This window comes from Amycolatopsis aidingensis, assembly GCF_018885265.1.
GTDB classification, from domain to species: Bacteria; Actinomycetota; Actinomycetes; order Mycobacteriales; family Pseudonocardiaceae; genus Amycolatopsis; species Amycolatopsis aidingensis.
Map to the genome: position 1 here is coordinate 571,171 of NZ_CP076538.1, position 17,106 is coordinate 588,276.

At 67.8% G+C, this 17,106-nt stretch carries 15 protein-coding genes; 5 read left to right on the top strand and 10 right to left on the bottom strand.

Going from position 1 to position 17,106, the window contains the following annotated elements; genetic code table 11:
* Positions 1 to 399 precede the first annotated feature (399 nt).
* Positions 400 to 1,437, top strand: a complete 1,038-nt coding sequence (locus KOI47_RS02815; RefSeq protein WP_232376505.1) for a helix-turn-helix transcriptional regulator — start codon at positions 400 to 402, stop codon at positions 1,435 to 1,437.
* Here the strand turns inward: KOI47_RS02815 and KOI47_RS02820 are convergent.
* Positions 1,415 to 2,050 (bottom strand): isochorismatase family protein, encoded by a 636-nt coding sequence (locus KOI47_RS02820; protein ID WP_216213667.1) that lies wholly within the window; start codon positions 2,048 to 2,050, stop codon positions 1,415 to 1,417. The two genes, KOI47_RS02815 and KOI47_RS02820, sit on opposite strands and share 23 nt — an antisense overlap.
* A gap of 200 nt (positions 2,051 to 2,250) precedes the next feature.
* On the opposite strand from KOI47_RS02820, the gene KOI47_RS02825 reads away from it, so the two are divergent.
* The 3 genes from KOI47_RS02825 (at position 2,251) to KOI47_RS02835 (ending at position 3,846) form a co-directional block, all read left to right on the top strand.
* A complete protein-coding gene (locus KOI47_RS02825) occupies positions 2,251 to 2,865 on the top strand; it encodes an LmbU family transcriptional regulator (RefSeq protein ID WP_216213669.1) in 615 nt (204 codons plus the stop codon).
* Positions 2,866 to 3,000: 135 nt separating this feature from the next.
* Complete coding sequence (locus KOI47_RS36330) at positions 3,001 to 3,507, top strand: preATP grasp domain-containing protein (RefSeq protein ID WP_216213672.1); 507 nt, start codon at positions 3,001 to 3,003, stop codon at positions 3,505 to 3,507.
* A gap of 87 nt (positions 3,508 to 3,594) precedes the next feature.
* Positions 3,595 to 3,846: a methyltransferase domain-containing protein gene (locus tag KOI47_RS02835; RefSeq protein ID WP_332461468.1), complete on the top strand. Its 252-nt coding sequence runs from the start codon at positions 3,595 to 3,597 to the stop codon at positions 3,844 to 3,846.
* A gap of 93 nt (positions 3,847 to 3,939) precedes the next feature.
* Here the strand turns inward: KOI47_RS02835 and KOI47_RS02840 are convergent, their stop codons facing one another.
* From KOI47_RS02840 to KOI47_RS02870, 7 genes are all read right to left on the bottom strand, one after another.
* A complete protein-coding gene (locus tag KOI47_RS02840; protein WP_216213676.1) occupies positions 3,940 to 4,818 on the bottom strand; it encodes an SAM-dependent methyltransferase in 879 nt (292 codons plus the stop codon).
* Between the two features lie 143 nt (positions 4,819 to 4,961).
* Positions 4,962 to 5,891: an N-acetylmuramic acid 6-phosphate etherase gene (gene murQ / locus KOI47_RS02845; protein ID WP_216217038.1), complete on the bottom strand. Its 930-nt coding sequence runs from the start codon at positions 5,889 to 5,891 to the stop codon at positions 4,962 to 4,964.
* 17 nt (positions 5,892 to 5,908) lie between these two features.
* A complete protein-coding gene (locus KOI47_RS02850) occupies positions 5,909 to 6,892 on the bottom strand; it encodes a MurR/RpiR family transcriptional regulator (protein WP_232376506.1) in 984 nt (327 codons plus the stop codon).
* Positions 6,893 to 7,063: 171 nt separating this feature from the next.
* Positions 7,064 to 8,815, bottom strand: coding sequence for a serine hydrolase domain-containing protein (locus KOI47_RS02855; RefSeq protein ID WP_216213677.1), 1,752 nt, complete (start codon positions 8,813 to 8,815; stop codon positions 7,064 to 7,066).
* A 21-nt stretch (positions 8,816 to 8,836) separates the two neighbouring features.
* Positions 8,837 to 10,132 carry an exo-beta-N-acetylmuramidase NamZ family protein gene (locus tag KOI47_RS02860; protein ID WP_216213680.1) on the bottom strand — a complete coding sequence of 432 codons (1,296 nt, stop codon included), beginning with the start codon at positions 10,130 to 10,132 and terminating at the stop codon, positions 8,837 to 8,839.
* 7 nt (positions 10,133 to 10,139) lie between these two features.
* Positions 10,140 to 11,879, bottom strand: coding sequence for a glycoside hydrolase family 3 protein (locus KOI47_RS02865; protein WP_216217040.1), 1,740 nt, complete (start codon positions 11,877 to 11,879; stop codon positions 10,140 to 10,142).
* An 899-nt stretch (positions 11,880 to 12,778) separates the two neighbouring features.
* Positions 12,779 to 13,552: an HAD family hydrolase gene (locus tag KOI47_RS02870; protein ID WP_232376813.1), complete on the bottom strand. Its 774-nt coding sequence runs from the start codon at positions 13,550 to 13,552 to the stop codon at positions 12,779 to 12,781.
* 533 nt (positions 13,553 to 14,085) lie between these two features.
* Here KOI47_RS02870 and ssd point away from each other — a divergent pair.
* Positions 14,086 to 15,156: a septum site-determining protein Ssd gene (gene ssd / locus KOI47_RS02875; protein WP_216213685.1), complete on the top strand. Its 1,071-nt coding sequence runs from the start codon at positions 14,086 to 14,088 to the stop codon at positions 15,154 to 15,156.
* A gap of 96 nt (positions 15,157 to 15,252) precedes the next feature.
* Here ssd and KOI47_RS02880 read toward each other — a convergent pair whose 3' ends face one another.
* Positions 15,253 to 15,855 carry a response regulator transcription factor gene (locus KOI47_RS02880; RefSeq protein ID WP_216213688.1) on the bottom strand — a complete coding sequence of 201 codons (603 nt, stop codon included), beginning with the start codon at positions 15,853 to 15,855 and terminating at the stop codon, positions 15,253 to 15,255.
* On the bottom strand, positions 15,852 to 16,994 hold the full coding sequence (locus KOI47_RS02885) for a sensor histidine kinase (protein ID WP_216213692.1): 1,143 nt from the start codon (positions 16,992 to 16,994) through the stop codon (positions 15,852 to 15,854). Before KOI47_RS02885 ends, KOI47_RS02880 begins: the two co-directional genes overlap by 4 nt.
* Positions 16,995 to 17,106 lie beyond the last annotated feature (112 nt).

Sequence of the window (17,106 nt, forward strand, 5' to 3'; positions counted from 1 at the left end):
CGCCGTGTCCCGCCGCGCGGGACACGGCGAACCATCACCAGGATCACTGCTTAAATAGCCAGTAAGACAATGGGATTAGCCCGTCTAGGTGATATTTCATGAATTGGATCACATGTACGGCGAGGGAAAGGTATGTACCAGTACCTTTGCAGTGATCAACCGGTGCGGGAGGCCCGGTTTCGAGAAAGATGATCAGGGGGTTGGGGAATGTCAAGAGTCGGCATCCTTTATGGGCGCGAAAAAGAATGTCGCGAAATTAGAATCATTCTGTCGCGAGTTAATGCAACCACTGGCCGAATAATACTCATTGAGGGATCCCCTGGAATCGGTAAATCGAGCCTATTGCAAAAGGCCCGTATTATGGGTATAGAAATGGGTTTCCGTCTTGCCCCTGGGGCGATGAGTATTTTTGGCTCCGATCAGGGGCGCTGTGCCGCACGTTCCTGGTTTGAGACGCAACAGCAAGAACAACCGCTCCTGTTACTCGTCGATGACGTGCAGTTGGCGGCACCGGACACGATCCGGCGAGTGGATTGGTTGCACTCGGTGCTTGCCACTCGTCCGTTGGCGATAGTGCTGGCCCGGATCCCAGGGATGGGCGGCCCGGAAATGAATCGGCTGTTCACCAGGAACAGCACACACGTGGAACGGTTGGCCCTCGAGCCGCTTGACCGGACGGCGGTGCGGGCGCTGCTGGCCGACCTGCTCGACGCCGTCCCGGACGAGCGGCTCGCCGCGATGGCCGACGATCTTGGTGGCAACCCGCGTCTGGTTGTTGACCTGGTGGCTGGACTACGGGCGGAACGCCATCTGGAGATGTTGAACGGTTGTGCGCGGCTGCCGGCGCGGGTCTTGCCTCGCCGGCTCCGGACCACGCTCGTTCACATGGTGCGCAGCCTCACACCGCTGACGCGCAAGCTGGTGCAGGTCGGCGCTGCGATCGGTCCTCGTTTCCCGCTTGCCGATGCAGCGCACTTGCTCCGGGAAATGCCTGGCAACCTGCTGTTGAGCGTCGATGAGGCCATAGCGGGTGGTCTCCTCGTCGAGGATGACGGACAACTGACTTTCCCGGGGCAGTTGCTTTGGCGTGGAGCAGTGGAATCCATGCCCAGCAGTGTGCTCGCTGCCATCAGGGCCGATGCCGCGCTGATGGCAGCGAGCACACTGCCGGCAAGCGTTTCCGAGGCGGGCAAGTCGGCCCAACTTGCCGACGCGGAAGCAGCATCACCCGACCTGTTGCCCGGCTGGGACGAACTGACCGGCACAGAACAAAGGGTCGCCAGCCTGGTGGGATCCGGGATGACCAATCGCCAGGTGGCACGAGACGCCCACATGTCCAGCCACACGGTGAACTACCACCTGCGCGGCATCTACCGAAAGCTCGGCATTCAGTCTCGCGTAGAGTTGGCACGCCTCATTTACCAGAACAGGTCGTGATGGCGTAGCTGTCTATGTCTGCCAGAAGCCGCGCCGTCGTCGGGGTAACGCCGCACCGCTCTGCCGCGTACCGCAATGCGAGTCTGTGATAGTCGAGGGAGAAATCCGCGACAGCATCGGCGATCAGAAAAGGCTGAATGTCATATGCGAATGCGTCGCAGGCCGTCATGAGGCAGCCAATGTGGGCATAGATCCCACAAATGATCAGCTGGTCGCGACCCTCGTCGCGGAGGAAATCCAGTAAACCGGTCTGGTGAAAGGCGCTGTATCGCCATTTGGTGAACACGGCCTCGCCCGTTCGCGGTGCTAACTCGTCGACCAGCTTGCGGTCTTCGGGGGCCACCGACATGCCCGCACCCCAGAAGTCCTTGAGCAGCCCGCGTTCACTGTCGGTCATCCCGCCCGGCTGCGCCGTGTAGACCACCGGAGTTCCCAGTTCGGTGCAAGCGGCACGTAGCGCCATACAGTTGCGCACCAGGTCGTCCCGTGGCGCGGTCCCGTCGGGGAACGCAGAGACGAAGTACCGCTGCATGTCGTGCACCAGCAGCACAGCCCTCTGCGGATCGAGTCGCCAGGCGATACTACTCTCGGGAACTTCGCTCTCGCTGGGCATCGCGTACGTTACGGTGACTGGCAATCCCACCTACTTACCCTTCCTGTCAGCCAAGTACTGCTTACTCCACGGTAAGTCGGAGGACGTTCTCTGCGCATCTACTCACTTGCGCGGTGCCGCTACTCGCAAGAGTAATTGACTGCGGTGACCGCGCTGTCCAAGGCTGGGCAGTGCCGCGTTGAACGGGAGTGGAGAACATCATGGTGCAGGAGACGTCTGTGCGCAGCCTGAACGCCGCCGAATTCGTCGGCGGATCGAAAGAATTTCCCGGGGTCTCCCTTCCCGGCCTCGGCATTTCGGCGAGCCCGGTCGGTCTCAGCTTCGGGTCGGATATCACGCTGCATGCTTGGTGCAGGCTCGGTATTCATGTCTCCATGCTGGGTACGGCCTCGGCCTGGTGGATAGGCGATTGGCTCGTCTACGGTCAGGACCGGTACAAGGATCGTTACCGACGAAGTATGTCCGAGTATTGTCTGGACTATCAAACCTTGCGCAACTATGCGTGGGTCGCCCGCAGGGTGGAACTGCCCCGTAGGCGGCGTTCGCTGAGCTTCCAGCATCACGCCGAGATCGCCCGGCTACCTGGCGAACAGCAGAGCCGATGGCTGGCCATGGCGGAGGAACATGCCTGGTCACGGAACACTCTCCGGCGCCATCTGCGGGGATTTCCCGAGGCGAAGCGACGCTTGACCACGTCTGTTCGCCTCGACGTCCCGCCCGAACATCGACATCGCTGGGAACAGGCGGCGGACGCGGCGGGAATGAGCCTCACGGCGTGGGTAATCAGCTGCCTCGAAACCGCTATACCGGACTGAGTTCGGCCGTTTGTCACGCCTTAGTAGGTTTGTCTCTCCGTTGCGAATAGGAAGACATGGGAACACTTCTGATCAATAATCTCGGACGGCTGAACACCGGAGTCTGCGGTGCGAGTACGTTGCTGGGACACGCCAGTGCACTTGCCCCGCCTTACGACCGATATTTTCGGGCACAGTCCCATCGAACGGTGGCTAGTACGACCCGGTGATATCCTGGTCGTTCCCACGCCGATCGACCGGCGCTTTCTCGAGTACGCCACTGGCCTCTGCGGGTTCGAACCCGCGGACATCACGATGCTGGGCTCGGAGACAGTACGCGGAACTGACTTCACCGAAGCGGTGCTGGGTGCGACCGCGGACGAACGGGCTGGCCAGGCGTGGCCGTACCACTACGATCGCGCGGGCGACGGCCCTGGGGTGCTGGACCGGGTATTGGAGTATGGCGATGGCTGGGTGCCGATTCTCGCGATGTCGGTGCCATCGCTGGCTGACCGTATGGCCGAGGCTCCAGGAGAGGGCGGCTGCTGCCGGACACGGGCGAATACCCGTGGCGGTCTACGGCGTGCCGCCGGACGTGAAGGCTCTGGATGGACGGCGGGAGCGGTCCGGTTCGCACGGGTAGCGGAGATGTATGTCGAGTAGAGCGCCGACATAGAGCTGGAACGGAGAAGGACCACGCGTCCCCGTCGACTACGATTACCGTCTGCACATGGGTTCTCCTGGAGGGCGATTCCTGACGACGACAGCTATGACCTGGCCTTGCTGTTTCTCATGTTCCACCAGGTGCCCGACCGGACCGCCGCGGCGGTGGAGATCGCGCGAGTTCGCCGGCCTGGCAGACAGGTGCGACTCCGGAGCAATTTCTCCGGGGAACTCGAGGATCGTCGATGGTTCCGTTATTTCCTGCGGGCTCGCCAGCTCGAGGACCGGATGTTTCCGTCGTTCGAGGAGGTAGTGACCGTGTTCGGTGCTGCGGGCTGACACGTAGCTCGATCATGGTGCGCTCGTGCTACTCCTCGTGTGCCGGTGACCGCGTGGCTGGTCCGGAAAGGTGAACGTGCGGCCCGCTGGTACTCAGCGGTCCGCGGTCAGCAGGGTGGCGGTGCCCATCACGTCGTCGAAGGGGCCTTCCATCGGCAGGCCGTATCGCTGCCCGGCCTGCCGGGCGGTCTCGGCGGAGACCGTCCAGCCCGCGGAACGCAGCCAGTCGCCGCAGTCCCGGCGCGGCTCCGCGTTCCACAGCTGGGTGATGTCGGCGCCGAACTCCTCGAAGGCTTCCCGGAACGCCGGGTGCTCGCGCAACGTGGCCAGCTTGTCGATGCTGGCGCGTTCCACGGCCAGCCGGCTGCCAACGGCCGACAGCCGGTGGATCACCTCGAAAAGCTCCTCCTCGGCCCGCCCCGGCAGGTACGGCAGTAGCCCCTCGGCCAGCCAGGCCGTCGGCCGCCGCGCGTCGAAGCCCGCCCGCAGCAGCGCGGACTCCCAGTCGTCCCGCAGATCGGTGCCGACCTCGTGCCTGCGGCAGCGCGCGGCGGCGGCCTGCTCATCGAGTACGGTCCGCTTGAACGCCAGCACCCTGGGCTGGTCCACCTCGTACAGATCGCAGTCATCCGGCCAGTCCAGCCGGTAGGCCCTGGTGTCCAGCCCGGCCGCCAGTAGCACGACCTGGTCGATACCCGCCCCGGTGCTCAGCGCGAAGTACTCGTCGAAGAACCTGGACCGCACGCCAAGGTAGCGGGAGTGCCGGAACCAGCCATCGCCCGCGACGGGTGTGTCATCGAGCCGGGCGGGCAACGGCTGTGGCGAGTCGGCGGCCCGGACGAACGCGGCCGCATAGGGATCGGAAACCAGTCGGTCGGCGCGGTCGGTCTCGACCGCGCGGGCGGAGGCGACTCCCAGCGCGGTGAGGCCGACGCTCGAGGTGATGTCCCACTGTTCGAAGACGGCGCACATACTTACTCCAGCTGGTCGATTGCTTAGCAGATACAACCAACTGTGGCACCGCGCCCGTGGCTGAATGCGCACGGTGCGTTATTTGCCCGACTTCGATCCGGTGTGATTTCCCTCTCGTCCGAGCTGCCTCAGCCCGGAGCCGTTCAGCCCGCGCGCACCCGCACGGCGTCCAGTGCGTCCCGGACATGCCCGTCGTGGTTGGCGAGTGCGTCCGCGGCCTCGACGGGCGCCGCGCCGGACAGCAGGTGCACCAGCGCCACCTTCAGGTCGCCACCCGCCTCGTGCAGCGCATCCGAACAGGCCTGCGAGCTCATCCCGGTGGCCTCGCGCAGGATGCGCAGCGTGCGGCCGCGCAGTTTGGCGTTGGTCGCCCGCATGCTGACCATCAGGTTCGAGTACGTCCGGCCGAGCTTGATCATCGTGGCGGTGGAGAACGCAGTCAGCACGATCTTCTGCGCGGTGCCCGCCTTCATCCGGGTGGAACCCGCGATCGCCTCCGGCCCGGTGTCCACCGCGATCAGCACGTCCAGCTCCGGCGGCCGGACCGCGTTCGGGTTACCGGACACCAGCGCGGTCCGTGCGCCGCTACGCTTCGCCGCCCGCAGCGCACCGAGCACGAACGGCGTCCGCCCGGAGGCGGTGAGGCCGAGGACGAAGTCGCCGTCGGCCACGGAGGTGCTCACCTCCGCGGCACCGGCCTTGGTGTCGTCCTCGGCATTCTCGACGGCGTGCCGCAGCGCACGCTCGCCGCCCGCGTGATGCGCCACGAACCAGTCCGGCGGCACGTTGAACGTCGGCACCAGCTCCGCCGCGTCCAACGTGGCCAACCGGCCGGAGGTACCGGCGCCGACGTAGTGCACGCGGTGTCCGCCGCGCAGCGCCTCGGTCGCGTAGTCGACCGCGGTCGCCAGCTGCGGTAGCACCGCCTGCACCGCGTCCGGAACCAGCCGGTCCTCCGCGTTGATCGCCGCGAGGATGCCGGCGGTCGACATCTGGTCGATGTCGACGGTCCGGGGGTTGCGTTGTTCTGTCGGGGAGTCGACGTGCACAACCTGGCGCGGCACGGTCATCAGGCGCCTCACTGTTTCTGTCATTTTCCGGTTTCCCGCGGTCGCCGCCTGCCATCTGGCCGGACCCCGAGCCGGTGCGCGCCCACGGCGTCCCGGGTGGCGTCCAGCGCGTTGACCGCGGCGTCCATGTGCCGCTGCGCGACACCGATGAACAGGCAGTCGATGACAGTGAGTTGCGCGATCCGGCTGGCGGTGGCGCCGGATCGGAACGTCGTTTCCCGTGCCGCCGTGGTGAGCACGTGATCGGCGACCTCGGTGATGGGGGAGCGGGGGAAGTTCGTCAGCGCGACGGTGGTCGCGCCGTGTTCGCGGGCGACCCGCAGCGCCTCCACCGTGTCGGTGGTGGCGCCGGTGTGCGAGATGCCCACCGCGACGTCGCCGCCGTTCAGCACCGCGGCCGAGGTGAGCATGATGTGCGTGTCCGACCACGCGAAGCTCACCCTGCCGATCCGGTGCAGCTTCTGCTGCAGGTCGGCGGCGACGAAGGCGCTGGCACCGACCCCGTACACGTCGACCCTGCTCGCCCCGGCCACCACGTTGATGACCTGTTCCAGCTCCGCGATGTCGAGTTGCTCGGCGGTCTCCTCCACGGCGCGTGCGTCGGCGAAGCTGACCTTGCTGACCACGGCGGGCAGGTCGTCGTCGGTCGCGATCTCGCCGCCGAGGTTGCGGCTGGACCGGGCTTCCGACCGGGCGGTGTCCGCGGCCAGCGCGATTCGCAACTGCGGGTAACCGCCGACGCCGATCGCCTTGCAGAACCGGGTGACGGTGGTCTCACTGGTGTTCGCCGCGAGCGCCACCTCGGTGATGCTGCGCCGGGCCACCGCCGAGGGGTCGTCCAGCACGACTTTGGCTACACGCTGCTCGGCCCTGGCGAGCCCGGGCAGTAGCGAACGAATACGCACGAGCGGAGACGAGTCGGACTCGCGGGCCGACTCGTCGACCTCCGCCACGTTCGGCCGAACGTCGTCGGAGGGTTGCTCAGCGTCAGGATTCGTGTCCATCGCCGGAAATTTACTAACTGTAGGCATCGACGACAAGGCTACTCGCCCCTTTCCGATTAATCGCAACCGGACTGTGTTGTCACAGCCCCGGCTAGCGCCTGGTTCGTTGATCAGAAAGTCGCCAACCGAGCCGTTACCGTTAACCAGATTATTCTAACAAGTCTGCAACTGTCACCGAGCGCGTAATCCCCAGCCGACCTCGGTGAACGCGGCAGGCTCGCGCTCGCCGTCGAGAATCGTGCCGTGAAAATCACCTACCCGGATCGTGTCTATGTGAATCCCACGTCCGGAGTAATACTGGTCCGTAGTGAATTGCCAACGTAGGGTCAGCTCACCCATTCGGGGGACAAGAGCATAGACGCGCCACCACGCACGGTGGCCATACCCGGAGAGTGCATCCACCTCGCCACGGGGGGCGCCGGACCCGAAGACTCGTAATGAAACCGTGTCCCAGGTGGCGCCATCCGCGCTCGCCAGCAGGGTCAGCCGGTCGGTCGGTTCGGAGTCGACGAAGGTGTCGAAGCGCACCAGAACCGGCCCGCGACGCACAGTGAACGGGCGGGTGGTCAGGGTCGCCGTGCTGGAGCCCCCGATCCCGGTGAACCAGGAGTCCTCGCCACGCAGCGGGCGCACCGCGAGGGCGCGGGCCAGGCCGGTGGCCCAGGCCCGCCGCGCCGGGTTCACCGAGCCCCAGGACCGCGAGGGGTGCACCCGGTTGGTGAGCAGGATCGCGATCGAGCGGGACTTCGGGTCGATCACCAGCGAGGTTCCGGTGTACCCGGTGTGGCCCGCGGTGTCCGGCGAGGCCAGCCCGCCCATGTACCACAGCTGGTCCAGCTCGAAGCCCAGCCCGTGCGCGTCCCCTGGGAACTCCTGGTTGTAGTTCGCGAGCATGGCGCGCACGGTGTGCTGGCGCAGGATCCGCGCACCGCGGTAGCTGCCGCCGTTCAGGATCGTCTGGCCGAGTACGGCGAGGTCCCGCGCGGTGCCGAAAACCCCGGCATGCCCGGCGACCCCGCCCAGTGACCAGGCGTTCTCGTCGTGCACCTCGCCGCGCAACATCCCGCGCGGCGGGCTCTGCTGGTACTCGGTCGCCGCGATCCGGTCCAGCTTGGCCGCGGGCGGGTTGTACCCGGTGTCGCTCATGCCCAGTGGTTCGGTGATCCGGCTCGCGACCACCTCGTCCAGCCCTCGCCCGCGCAGCCGCTCGACCAGCACCCCGAGGGTGATCAGATTGAGGTCGGAGTACTCGTAGGCGCTGCCCGGCTGCTGCTTCGGCGCCACCTCCATGACGGCCCTGATCCGGGACTCCTCGTCCGGCCAGTCCCGCCACAGCGGCAGGAACGGCTCCAGCCCCGAGGTGTGCGTGAGCAACTGCTGGACGGTGATGGACTCCTTGCCGTTCACCCCGAACTCGGGCAGGTAGCTGGCGGCGGGCGCATCCAGCTCGACCCGGCCCTCCTCGACCAGCTGCAGCACCGCGATCGAGGTGAACAGCTTGGAGATCGAGGCCAGGTCGAAGATGGTGTCGGTGCGCATCGGCACCTGCTCCGCCTCCGGCAGCTCGGTGCCCGCGCCATCGGCGTAGCGCAGCGCGCTGCCCGCGGTGTGCGTGTCCACCACCATCCCGGCGTGCACCAGCATGCCGACCGAGCCCGCGAACAGCGGGTGCCCGGTCTCCTGGTCCGTCCGGGTCCAGCCGGTCAGTCGCCGCTGCGCCGCCCGGATCGGCTCCGGGTCCAGGCCGGCCTGCTCCGGGGTGGCGGGGCGCAGGCGCGTGTCCGCGGGCGCGAACCCGTGCCACGGCCGGTCGAAGCGACCAGGGTCGTGCCCGCCTCCCTCGGTGCTGGCCATCGTGCTCGTGCTTGCTCCCGCCAAGGTGACCGTCAGTATCGCCGCCAGCGCCAAGCCTCTGTTTCGCATGGTCTCCCCGCCCTCGGTCCGTCAGCGGTACAGCAGATACGGCCGCCTGCGCTGGACGAACCGGCGCAGCTCGGCCTGCCAGGAGTCCACGATGGCGTCCGCGTCCGCGCCCGCGTCGACCATGGTGCGCAGCCGGTCGGACCCGCTGAGTTTGTCGATGAAGTGGTCCGGTCGCCAGTCGAAGAGATCCGGGTGCAGTCGTTTCGCCGTGACGATCATCGAGACCGCGGTGCGGATCGCGTCGAAGGAACGGGCGTCGGTGACCGTCAGCTGCACCCCGCCGCAGGTCTCGCCGACGAACTTGCCGAAGGTGGGGACGAAGTAGTTCTCCCGGAAGCTGACCCCTGGCAGCCGCTGCTTGCCGAGTTCCTCCCGCCACCGCCAGTCCAGCCCGGGTGCCCCGATGATCTCGAACGGCCGGGTGGTGCCCCGGCCCTCGGCGAACACGGTGCCTTCGAAAAGGCAGGTCCCCGGATACACCATCGCGGTGTCCGGGGTGGGCATGTTCGGGCTCGGCAGCACCCAGTGCAGGCCGGTGTCGGCGAAGAACATGTGCCGCCGCCAACCGTGCATCCGGACCACGTGCAGTGCGTCGCCGAGGCTGCCGCCGTCCTCGGGCAGGAACTCGGCGTCGAAGAACCTGGCCAGTTCGCCGACGGTCATGCCGTGTTGCTGCACGATCGGCTTGCGGCCGACCCCGGAGGCGAACTCCGGATCGAGCATCGGCCCCGCGGCCTCGCCGCCGAGCGGGTTCGGCCGGTCCAGCACCACCAGCGCGGCGCCGGTGCGCCGGGCGGCGACCATGGCGGTGTACATCGACCAGATGTAGGTGTAGAAGCGCGCGCCGACATCGGCGATGTCGAACACCACGGTGTCCACGCCTGCTTTGGTGAACATGCCTGCCAGCTCGTCCGCGGTCACCCCGTAGGCGTCGTAGACCGGGATGCCGGTGCGCGGATCGACGTAGTCGCCCTCCGAGCCGCCGGCCTGCGCGCTGCCGCGGAAGCCGTGCTCGGGGCCGAACGCGGCCACCGGGCGTACACCGGCCGCGACCATCGAGTCCACGATGTGATCACCTCCGGCCAGCACCCCGGTCGGGTTGGACAGCACGCCGACCTTGCGCCCACTCAAGGGACGCCAGCGCAGCCGTGCCATGACGTCCGCACCGGGAACGGTGTTCCAGTGCGGCGTCCCGGCGGCCTCGCTGGTCTGCTCGCCTGGTTCCACGGCGGCACTCGCGGTGAGCTGCGTGCCCAGCGCCAGTGCGGGCGGGGTGAGCGCGGTTGCGGTCAGGAAGCGACGACGATTCACCGACATAACGGCCTCACCAGCTCAGACCGTGGCCGAAGGGGTAGAGCACCGTGCCAGGGTCAGTGCCGGAAGGGATGTCCACCGGCAGCTTTCCCTGTGGCGCGGTCGTGCCGCGCAGCACCTTGGCCAGCGCGGTCATCGACACGTCCCGCCAGTCGTAGGTGGCCACCCAGGTCGGCACGTCCGCGTAGCCGGGGTCGTAGGGCTCCTGCACGGCCACGGCGACCACCGGCTTGCCGGTACCGGTCAGCCGGTTCACCAGTTCACGCTGGGCGGCACCGGTGCGCAGGTTGTTGGTCAGCACGACCACGGTGTCCGCCTCGCCCGCCGCGGCCAGCACCCGCTCGATCATGGCCGGATCGGGGTTGGAGCCGGTGGGCAGCGCCGTGCCGCCCAGCTCATCGGCGAGTGCCCGCACCGGCTCGGCCGGATAGCCAGGGTATGAGGGCCGGTTCCACCCGGTGACCAGCACGTTCCCCGGGTTCTCCAGCGGGAGCACACCGGCGTCGTTGCGCAACAAGGTGGTGGCACGGTCGGTGACCCGCTGGACGGTTTCCCGGTGTTCCCTGGTGCCGACCTTGCGCGGCACCTGTGCCTCGTTGACGAACGGCCGGAAGAGGATGCCCCGGTTGAACTTCTGCTCGAGGATGCGCCGCACGCTCTGGTCGATGCGCTCCTCGCTGATCCGGCCACCGCGCACGGCGTCCAGCACGCCGTTGATCGCCACGTCCAGGTCCGGCGGCATGAGCATCTGGTCCACGCCGGCCTCCAGGGCCCGCACCGGGATCTCCGAGTCCGGATACATCTCGCGCACGCCCTGCATCTGCAGCGAGTCCGTGACGATGACGCCCTGGTACCCGAGTTCCTCGCGGAGCAGGCCGGTCATGATCGGCCTGGAAAGGGTGGCCGGATCGCCGGATGGGTCGAGGCTGGGCACCCTGATGTGCGCGGTCATGATCGAGTCGGCGCCCGCCTCGATGGCCGCCCGGAACGGCGGCAGGTCGATCTCCCGCCATTCCTGTTCGGTGCGGTCGATCGTGGGCAGGCCGGTGTGGCTGTCGGTGGCCGCATCCCCGTGGCCGGGGAAGTGTTTCGCAGCGGTGGACACGCTCCGGGCGCACCTTCCGGCTTCCTGGTAGCCCTCGACCTGCGCGGCGACGTTGCCTGCGGCCAGGTCCGGGTGCGCGGAGAACGAGCGCGAGCCGATGATCGGGTTGAGCGGGTTGGAGTTGACATCGGCAACCGGCGCGAAGTTCTGCCTGATGCCGATCGCGCTCAGCTCCTCGGCGCTGATCGCGGCGAGCTCCCTGGCGGCCGCCTGGTCGCGGGTTGCGCCAAGGGCCATCGCGCTCGGGTACTCGGTTGCCGGATCGCCGAGCCGGGTCACCCGGCCGCCTTCCTGGTCCACCGAGATGGTCAACGGCAGATGGGGCGCGCTGCGCAGCGCGGCCCGCTGCAGCCCGTTGGAAAGGCCGGCAACCTGACGCGGCGTCTCGATGTTGTCGGTGCCGCCGTGGTTGAAGTAGATGACCCCGCCGACGTGGTAGCGCTGCACCACCTGCGCGGCGGTGTCCACCCCGTACTTCTCCTGGTTACCGGGATGGGCTTCGGTCGCCGACTGTCCCCAGACATCGGCGACGAAGAGCTGGCCCACCTTCTGTTCCAGGCTCATCCAGCGCATCGCTTGCCGCGCCCAGGCCTGTGCCCCGGCCGTCACGTCGGGCGCGTTGGGTCTCGGCTCGGACTCGTCCATCGCGGCGGCCGGCGTGGCGCCGGCAACGCTGGTGACGGCGAGCAGGCCGGCGATGGAAACGGCGGCGAGCTGCGGCCTCCGGCGGGTCGTCACGACAAGCCTCCCTGTGTTCTCGCGGCGGTGCGGCACGCGGTTGTCAACGGGCCGAAGGTCCGAAATCTTCTCACGCGAATCTTTCGGTATCGGGAAGCTACTCACCGCCGATGGCCCGGTCAACGACCTGCTATGCCGTTCGGCCTAGTCAGGCCCCATAACAACTTCATAGCGCAAGAATTGAACGGACCACTGGCGCCACCGGTCAGTACCACGGCCCGAGGCTGGTCCGGAGGAAATGTGCTCAGCCCGCGCCGGCTTACGGAACACGCGAGGTGGGTGGGGGCCGGCTCCGGCGAGTGACCGGATCTGGCGGGGCTGCCGGAACGGCAGCCGAACATACGCTGGCGGCGCCCATCGGCAATCCTGCCCATGGGCGCCGCCTGCTCGCGCGGGCTACTCGGGTGACCAAGCGTGCAACTCAGGTCGTACCTACCTGGACTCGGCGTCCGGCGTCCCGGTACGCAGTCCCTTGACGACAAGCCTCCCGCGGCGTGCTGCGCGTGGGTGCCCGGAGTCCGCGCACGGAGATCTTTCGGGGTGGACGAGGCTTCTCTTCCGCCTAGCCCCTGGCCGACAAGATGTCCGCACCTACTTTCTACCCAGTGACGGCCGTCACTTCAAGGGCGTGGACGGGTGCACCGTTACAGAGGCTCGATCCGGTGACGAAAGGCCCCTGTGCGTCGCGAAAACTCACTCCTGTCAGGCCGGATCCTCCGGCCCGTACCGCCTTGTGGGTGTCGGAGCAGGCGGGCATGGGCACCCAGCGTCGTGCTGCTTCGACAGTGGACGGTTCCGCCCTCCGCTCAGTCCTTGCGGCGCCTGCGGGAAATCCCGTACCACGTCATGCCCGCCGCGGCGACCGCGCCGAAGCCGACCGCCATCATCGCGGCCTGACTGGGAATGCGGTCGCGCAGCGAGACAGGTTTGGAGAACTCCAGCACCGGCCAGTTCCGGGTCTCGGCGAGCCTGCGCAGGGCCCGATCCGGGTTGACGGCGTGCGGGTGACCGACGACCTCGAGCAACGGCACATCGGTGCTGGAGTCGCTGTAGGCGTGGCAGGCGGCGAGGTCGTAACCGTAGGTCTCGGCGAGGCCGCGCGCAGCCACCGCCTTCTGTTCGCCGTAGCAGTAGAAGTCGACCTGGCCGGAGTAACGGCCTTCGACGATCTCCATCCGGGTGGCCACGCTGCGGGTGGCGCCGAGCATCTCCGCGATCGGCGCCACCACCTCCTCCCCGGTCGCGGAAAGCACCACCACGTCGTGGCCTTCCTCTTTGTGCCGGCCGATGAGCTCGGCTGCCTCCGCGTAGACGAGTGGCTCGACCACCTCATGCAGGGTCTCGGTCACGATGGCACGTACCTGTGCCACATCCCACCCCGCGCACAGCGCGGAAATCTGTTCCCGCATCCGTTCGGTCTTGTCCGCGTCCGCACCGGCGAGGGAGAAGACCAGCTGGGCGTACGCGCTCTTCAGCGCCGCCCTGCGGTTGATCAGACCCTGACGTAGCAGGGGCTTGCTGAAGGCCAGGGCACTCGAGGATGCGATGATCGTCTTGTCGAGATCGAAGAACGCGGCCACCTCGGTATCGGACGTGGATGTGGTCCGGGTTGCCGTGGTGGGTTCGGTCGGCTGCTCGGCGGGAGACCTGGTGGGTTCGGGCACCCCTCCACAATAGAAGTGGCCGCCAGGCGCCGGTGATCTGGTCACGTTGCCTGCCGATCGCCGGAAAATAGATGACAGATCGAGTCGATCGGTCGAACGTGCCGTTACCGAATTGTGGGTACCCGCCCATCACCCACCGCTGGGCCAAGCGAGTTACAGTTGAAGGGTCCGGTGTCGATCGGACCGGTTCAGTCCGACCCCCCGGGGCTGAACCCTCGGCGGCCCCCGCTCCTCCCCCCTGGCGGGGGCCGCCCCTATATCTTCCGGATGTCGCACGCGCGGGGCGCCGATGCGTGCCCGGGGTTGTCCACATCAGCCTGGTTGTCCACAGCCGGGACTCTTCCTCGTTGTCCCGGCACGTCGTGCCAGGTGACGCTGGTACTCACGACCGGCGTCGCGGGCCCGGACCCGGTCGGTGGCGACCGAGCGCGGCCCGTTGGGGGTACACGATGAGCGAGCGACGTCCACTAGCCGTCATCAACGACGAAACCGTGCTGGACGAGGTGTTGCGGCTGGCCGCGGCGGTCGGCTGCGAGGTCGATCGCGCTGCGGATCTGGCTGGTGCCCGTCCGCAATGGACAGGGGCGCCCCTGGTGATCCTCGACGAGGACGCCGTGCGGCACGGCGATCCGCCGCCGCGACGTGCCGGGGTTCTGCTTGTCTGCAAGGGAACCGTGGCTCCCGAGTCGTTGCGGCTGGCGTTGCGCAACGGTGTCGAGCGATTGGTCATGCTTCCCGACGATGAGGGGGAGCTGGTCTCCGCGCTGGCCGACGCGGTCGAGGGACCAGCGCTGGAGGGCAGGGTGCTCGCCGTGCTCGGCGGCCGGGGTGGCGCCGGTGCTTCGGTTTTCGCGGCGGGACTCGGCCTGAGTGCGGTGCGCGCCGGAGGTAATGCATTACTCGTGGACTGCGATCCGCTGGGCGGTGGAATCGACCTGTTGCTCGGCATCGAGGACGAACCGGGGTTGCGCTGGCCGGAACTGCGGGTGAACTCCGGCCGGGTTTCGATGGCCGCGCTGCAACCGGCCCTGCCGGGCACGCGGCAGGGCCGGGGCAGGCTCTCCGTGCTGTCCTGCGGCCGAGACGATGCCGTCGGTACGGGCCCGTCCGGGCATGCGGTCGCCGCGGTGGTGCGAGCCGGGCGCAGGGCAGGGCATCTGGTGGTCTGTGACCTACCCCGGCATTTGCCCGGCCCGGCACGGCCCGTGCTGGAGCTGGCCGATCTCGTGGTCCTCGTGGTGCCGGCCGAACTGCGGGCATGCGCGTCGGCGGCGCAGGTGCTGCGCGGCCTGCTCCCGGTACGGGAGCGGGTGCGGGTGCTGGTGCGCGGGCCGTCCGCCGATGGCCTCGGGATCGACGAGGTCGCCACCGCGATCGGCGCCCCCGCGGTAGCGTCCATGCGTTCCGAACGGGTGCCCGGCAGGGCCCTGTTCGATCGGCGCGGGGGTTCGCTGTCCGGGGCGGCGAAGGCCGTGCTGGAGACGATCCGATTCGAACCCGGAAGGGAGGGGCGGGCATGACGGCACCCGGGAGCGGCCGCCCGCGGCCGCCACGCGGCCGTTGAACGGGAGGTCGGAAGGGAGACGGAAAGGCCATCGCCCACCACCGGCCGTGTCCTATAGCCAGTCGTGTTCACGTGCGTACCTGGCCGCTTCGTGCCGGGTCTGGGTCTGGGTTTTCTGCATCGCGTTGGAGAGGTAGTTGCGTACCGTGCCTTGGGCGAGGTGGAGTTGGGCGGCGATGTCGACGACGGAGTAGCCTTCGCCGGTCGCCCGCAGCACGTCGAGCTCGCGGTCGGTGAGGGGGCAGTCGTCGACGATGGCGAGTGCGGAGACGTCCGGGTCGATCCAGCGTTTGCCTTCGTGCAGCGCCGTGATGACCGAGGTGATGTGCGCGGGTTCGGCGGATTTGCTGACGAAGCCCTGGACTCCGAGTTTGAGGGCCTTGCGCAGCACTCCGGGTTTGGCGTGCCGGGTGAGCATGAGGACGACCTGGTTCGGCCGGGTGCGGTGGATCTCCGCGACGGCACCGAGTCCGTCCACACCGGGCATTTCGAGGTCGATCACGAGCACGTCCGGTTGGTGTCGCAGGGTGGCTTGGATGGCCTCCTCGCCGTTCCCCGCCTCGGCGAGCACGGTGATCTCGCCCTCGAGCGGGAGCAGTGTGGCCATGGCCTTGCGGAGCAGGGCTTCGTCGTCGGCGAGCACCACGGTGGTCATCGGCTCTCCTGCGCTTGCGAACGTCGGTGCGGCAATACCGCGGCTGTCTGGAACTGCCCGTTGTCCTGTTCGACCGTCAGCTCTCCGCCTTCCGCCGTGACGCGTTGCCGGAGGGCGGCCAGCCCGCCGAGCTCGGGCGGCGGAGCCTGCTGGGCTCCGTCGTTGACGATGGTGATGCTCCGCTCCGACAGCGTGATCCGTACCCGGGTGGCCTGGGCGTGCCGCAGGATGTTCGTGGTCGTCTCGCGGAGGACCTGGCCGAGTAGTTCGCTCGCGCCCTGGGCGACGTCGGCTTCGCGGTTGATGCGCACCTGGATACCCGCGGCCTCGAAGAGGTTCCGCGCGTTCTCCAGCTCGGCGGAGAGGTTGAGCCGTCGCTGTGCGTGGGCCAGTTCCTTGGTCTGGGTGATGGTGTCCCGGACGAGCTCATGGATCTCGCGCAGTTCCTGCTTGGCCCGTTCGGTATCGCTGTCCACCAGCTTCTGGGCGAGCGCGGTTTTCAGCTTCACCACATGGAGCGTGTGGCCCTGGATATCGTGCAGGTCCCCGGCGAACCGGACGCGTTCGCGAATGACGGCCAGCTCCGCTTCCCGCTCCCGCGCCTCCTCCAGCTCCGCGACGACGTCGTAGAACCTCTTGTTGGGGAACATGAGCCCGATCACCACCACGGTGAAACCGGTGGGGACGAGGACGTACTGGAACAGCACGTCGGACACGTCCTCGTACGGCAAGAGCAACCTGGCCGTGCCCACCGCCGCGACGTACGCGGCGAGCGCGAGAACGGCCACACCCCGGCCGCGGGACAGCTGCGGGATGACGAAGGAGCCCACGACGGCGAGACAGAAGAACACGGCACTGCCGTGGACCACCAGTACGGAGTAGGGCCACACGGCCGCCGTGATGACCAGGCAGGGGAGCGCGACACGCAGGACGTCGCCCGCGGCCCACCGCACGAAGGCCAGCAGAGCAGCAAGCACACCGGCGCTCAGCACGACGGCCTGCCACCAGGACCGGGCGTCCGTCGCCACCACCACCGCACCCGCGACGGCGAGCAGCGGCAGGAATATCGTGAGGTTGAGCCTGCGCAGTTGTCCGCGTGCCGGTTCGGTCTGGCCTGGCACCGCGTGTGCCGGGCTCACCGGTCCGTACCCGGGGCATCGCGCAGTGGGCTGGCTTCCATGGACGGCTCCCGGAGGTCGGACAGCGTCTGCTCCCCAGCATGATCAGGTTCGGTGACGGTCACCAGTGACA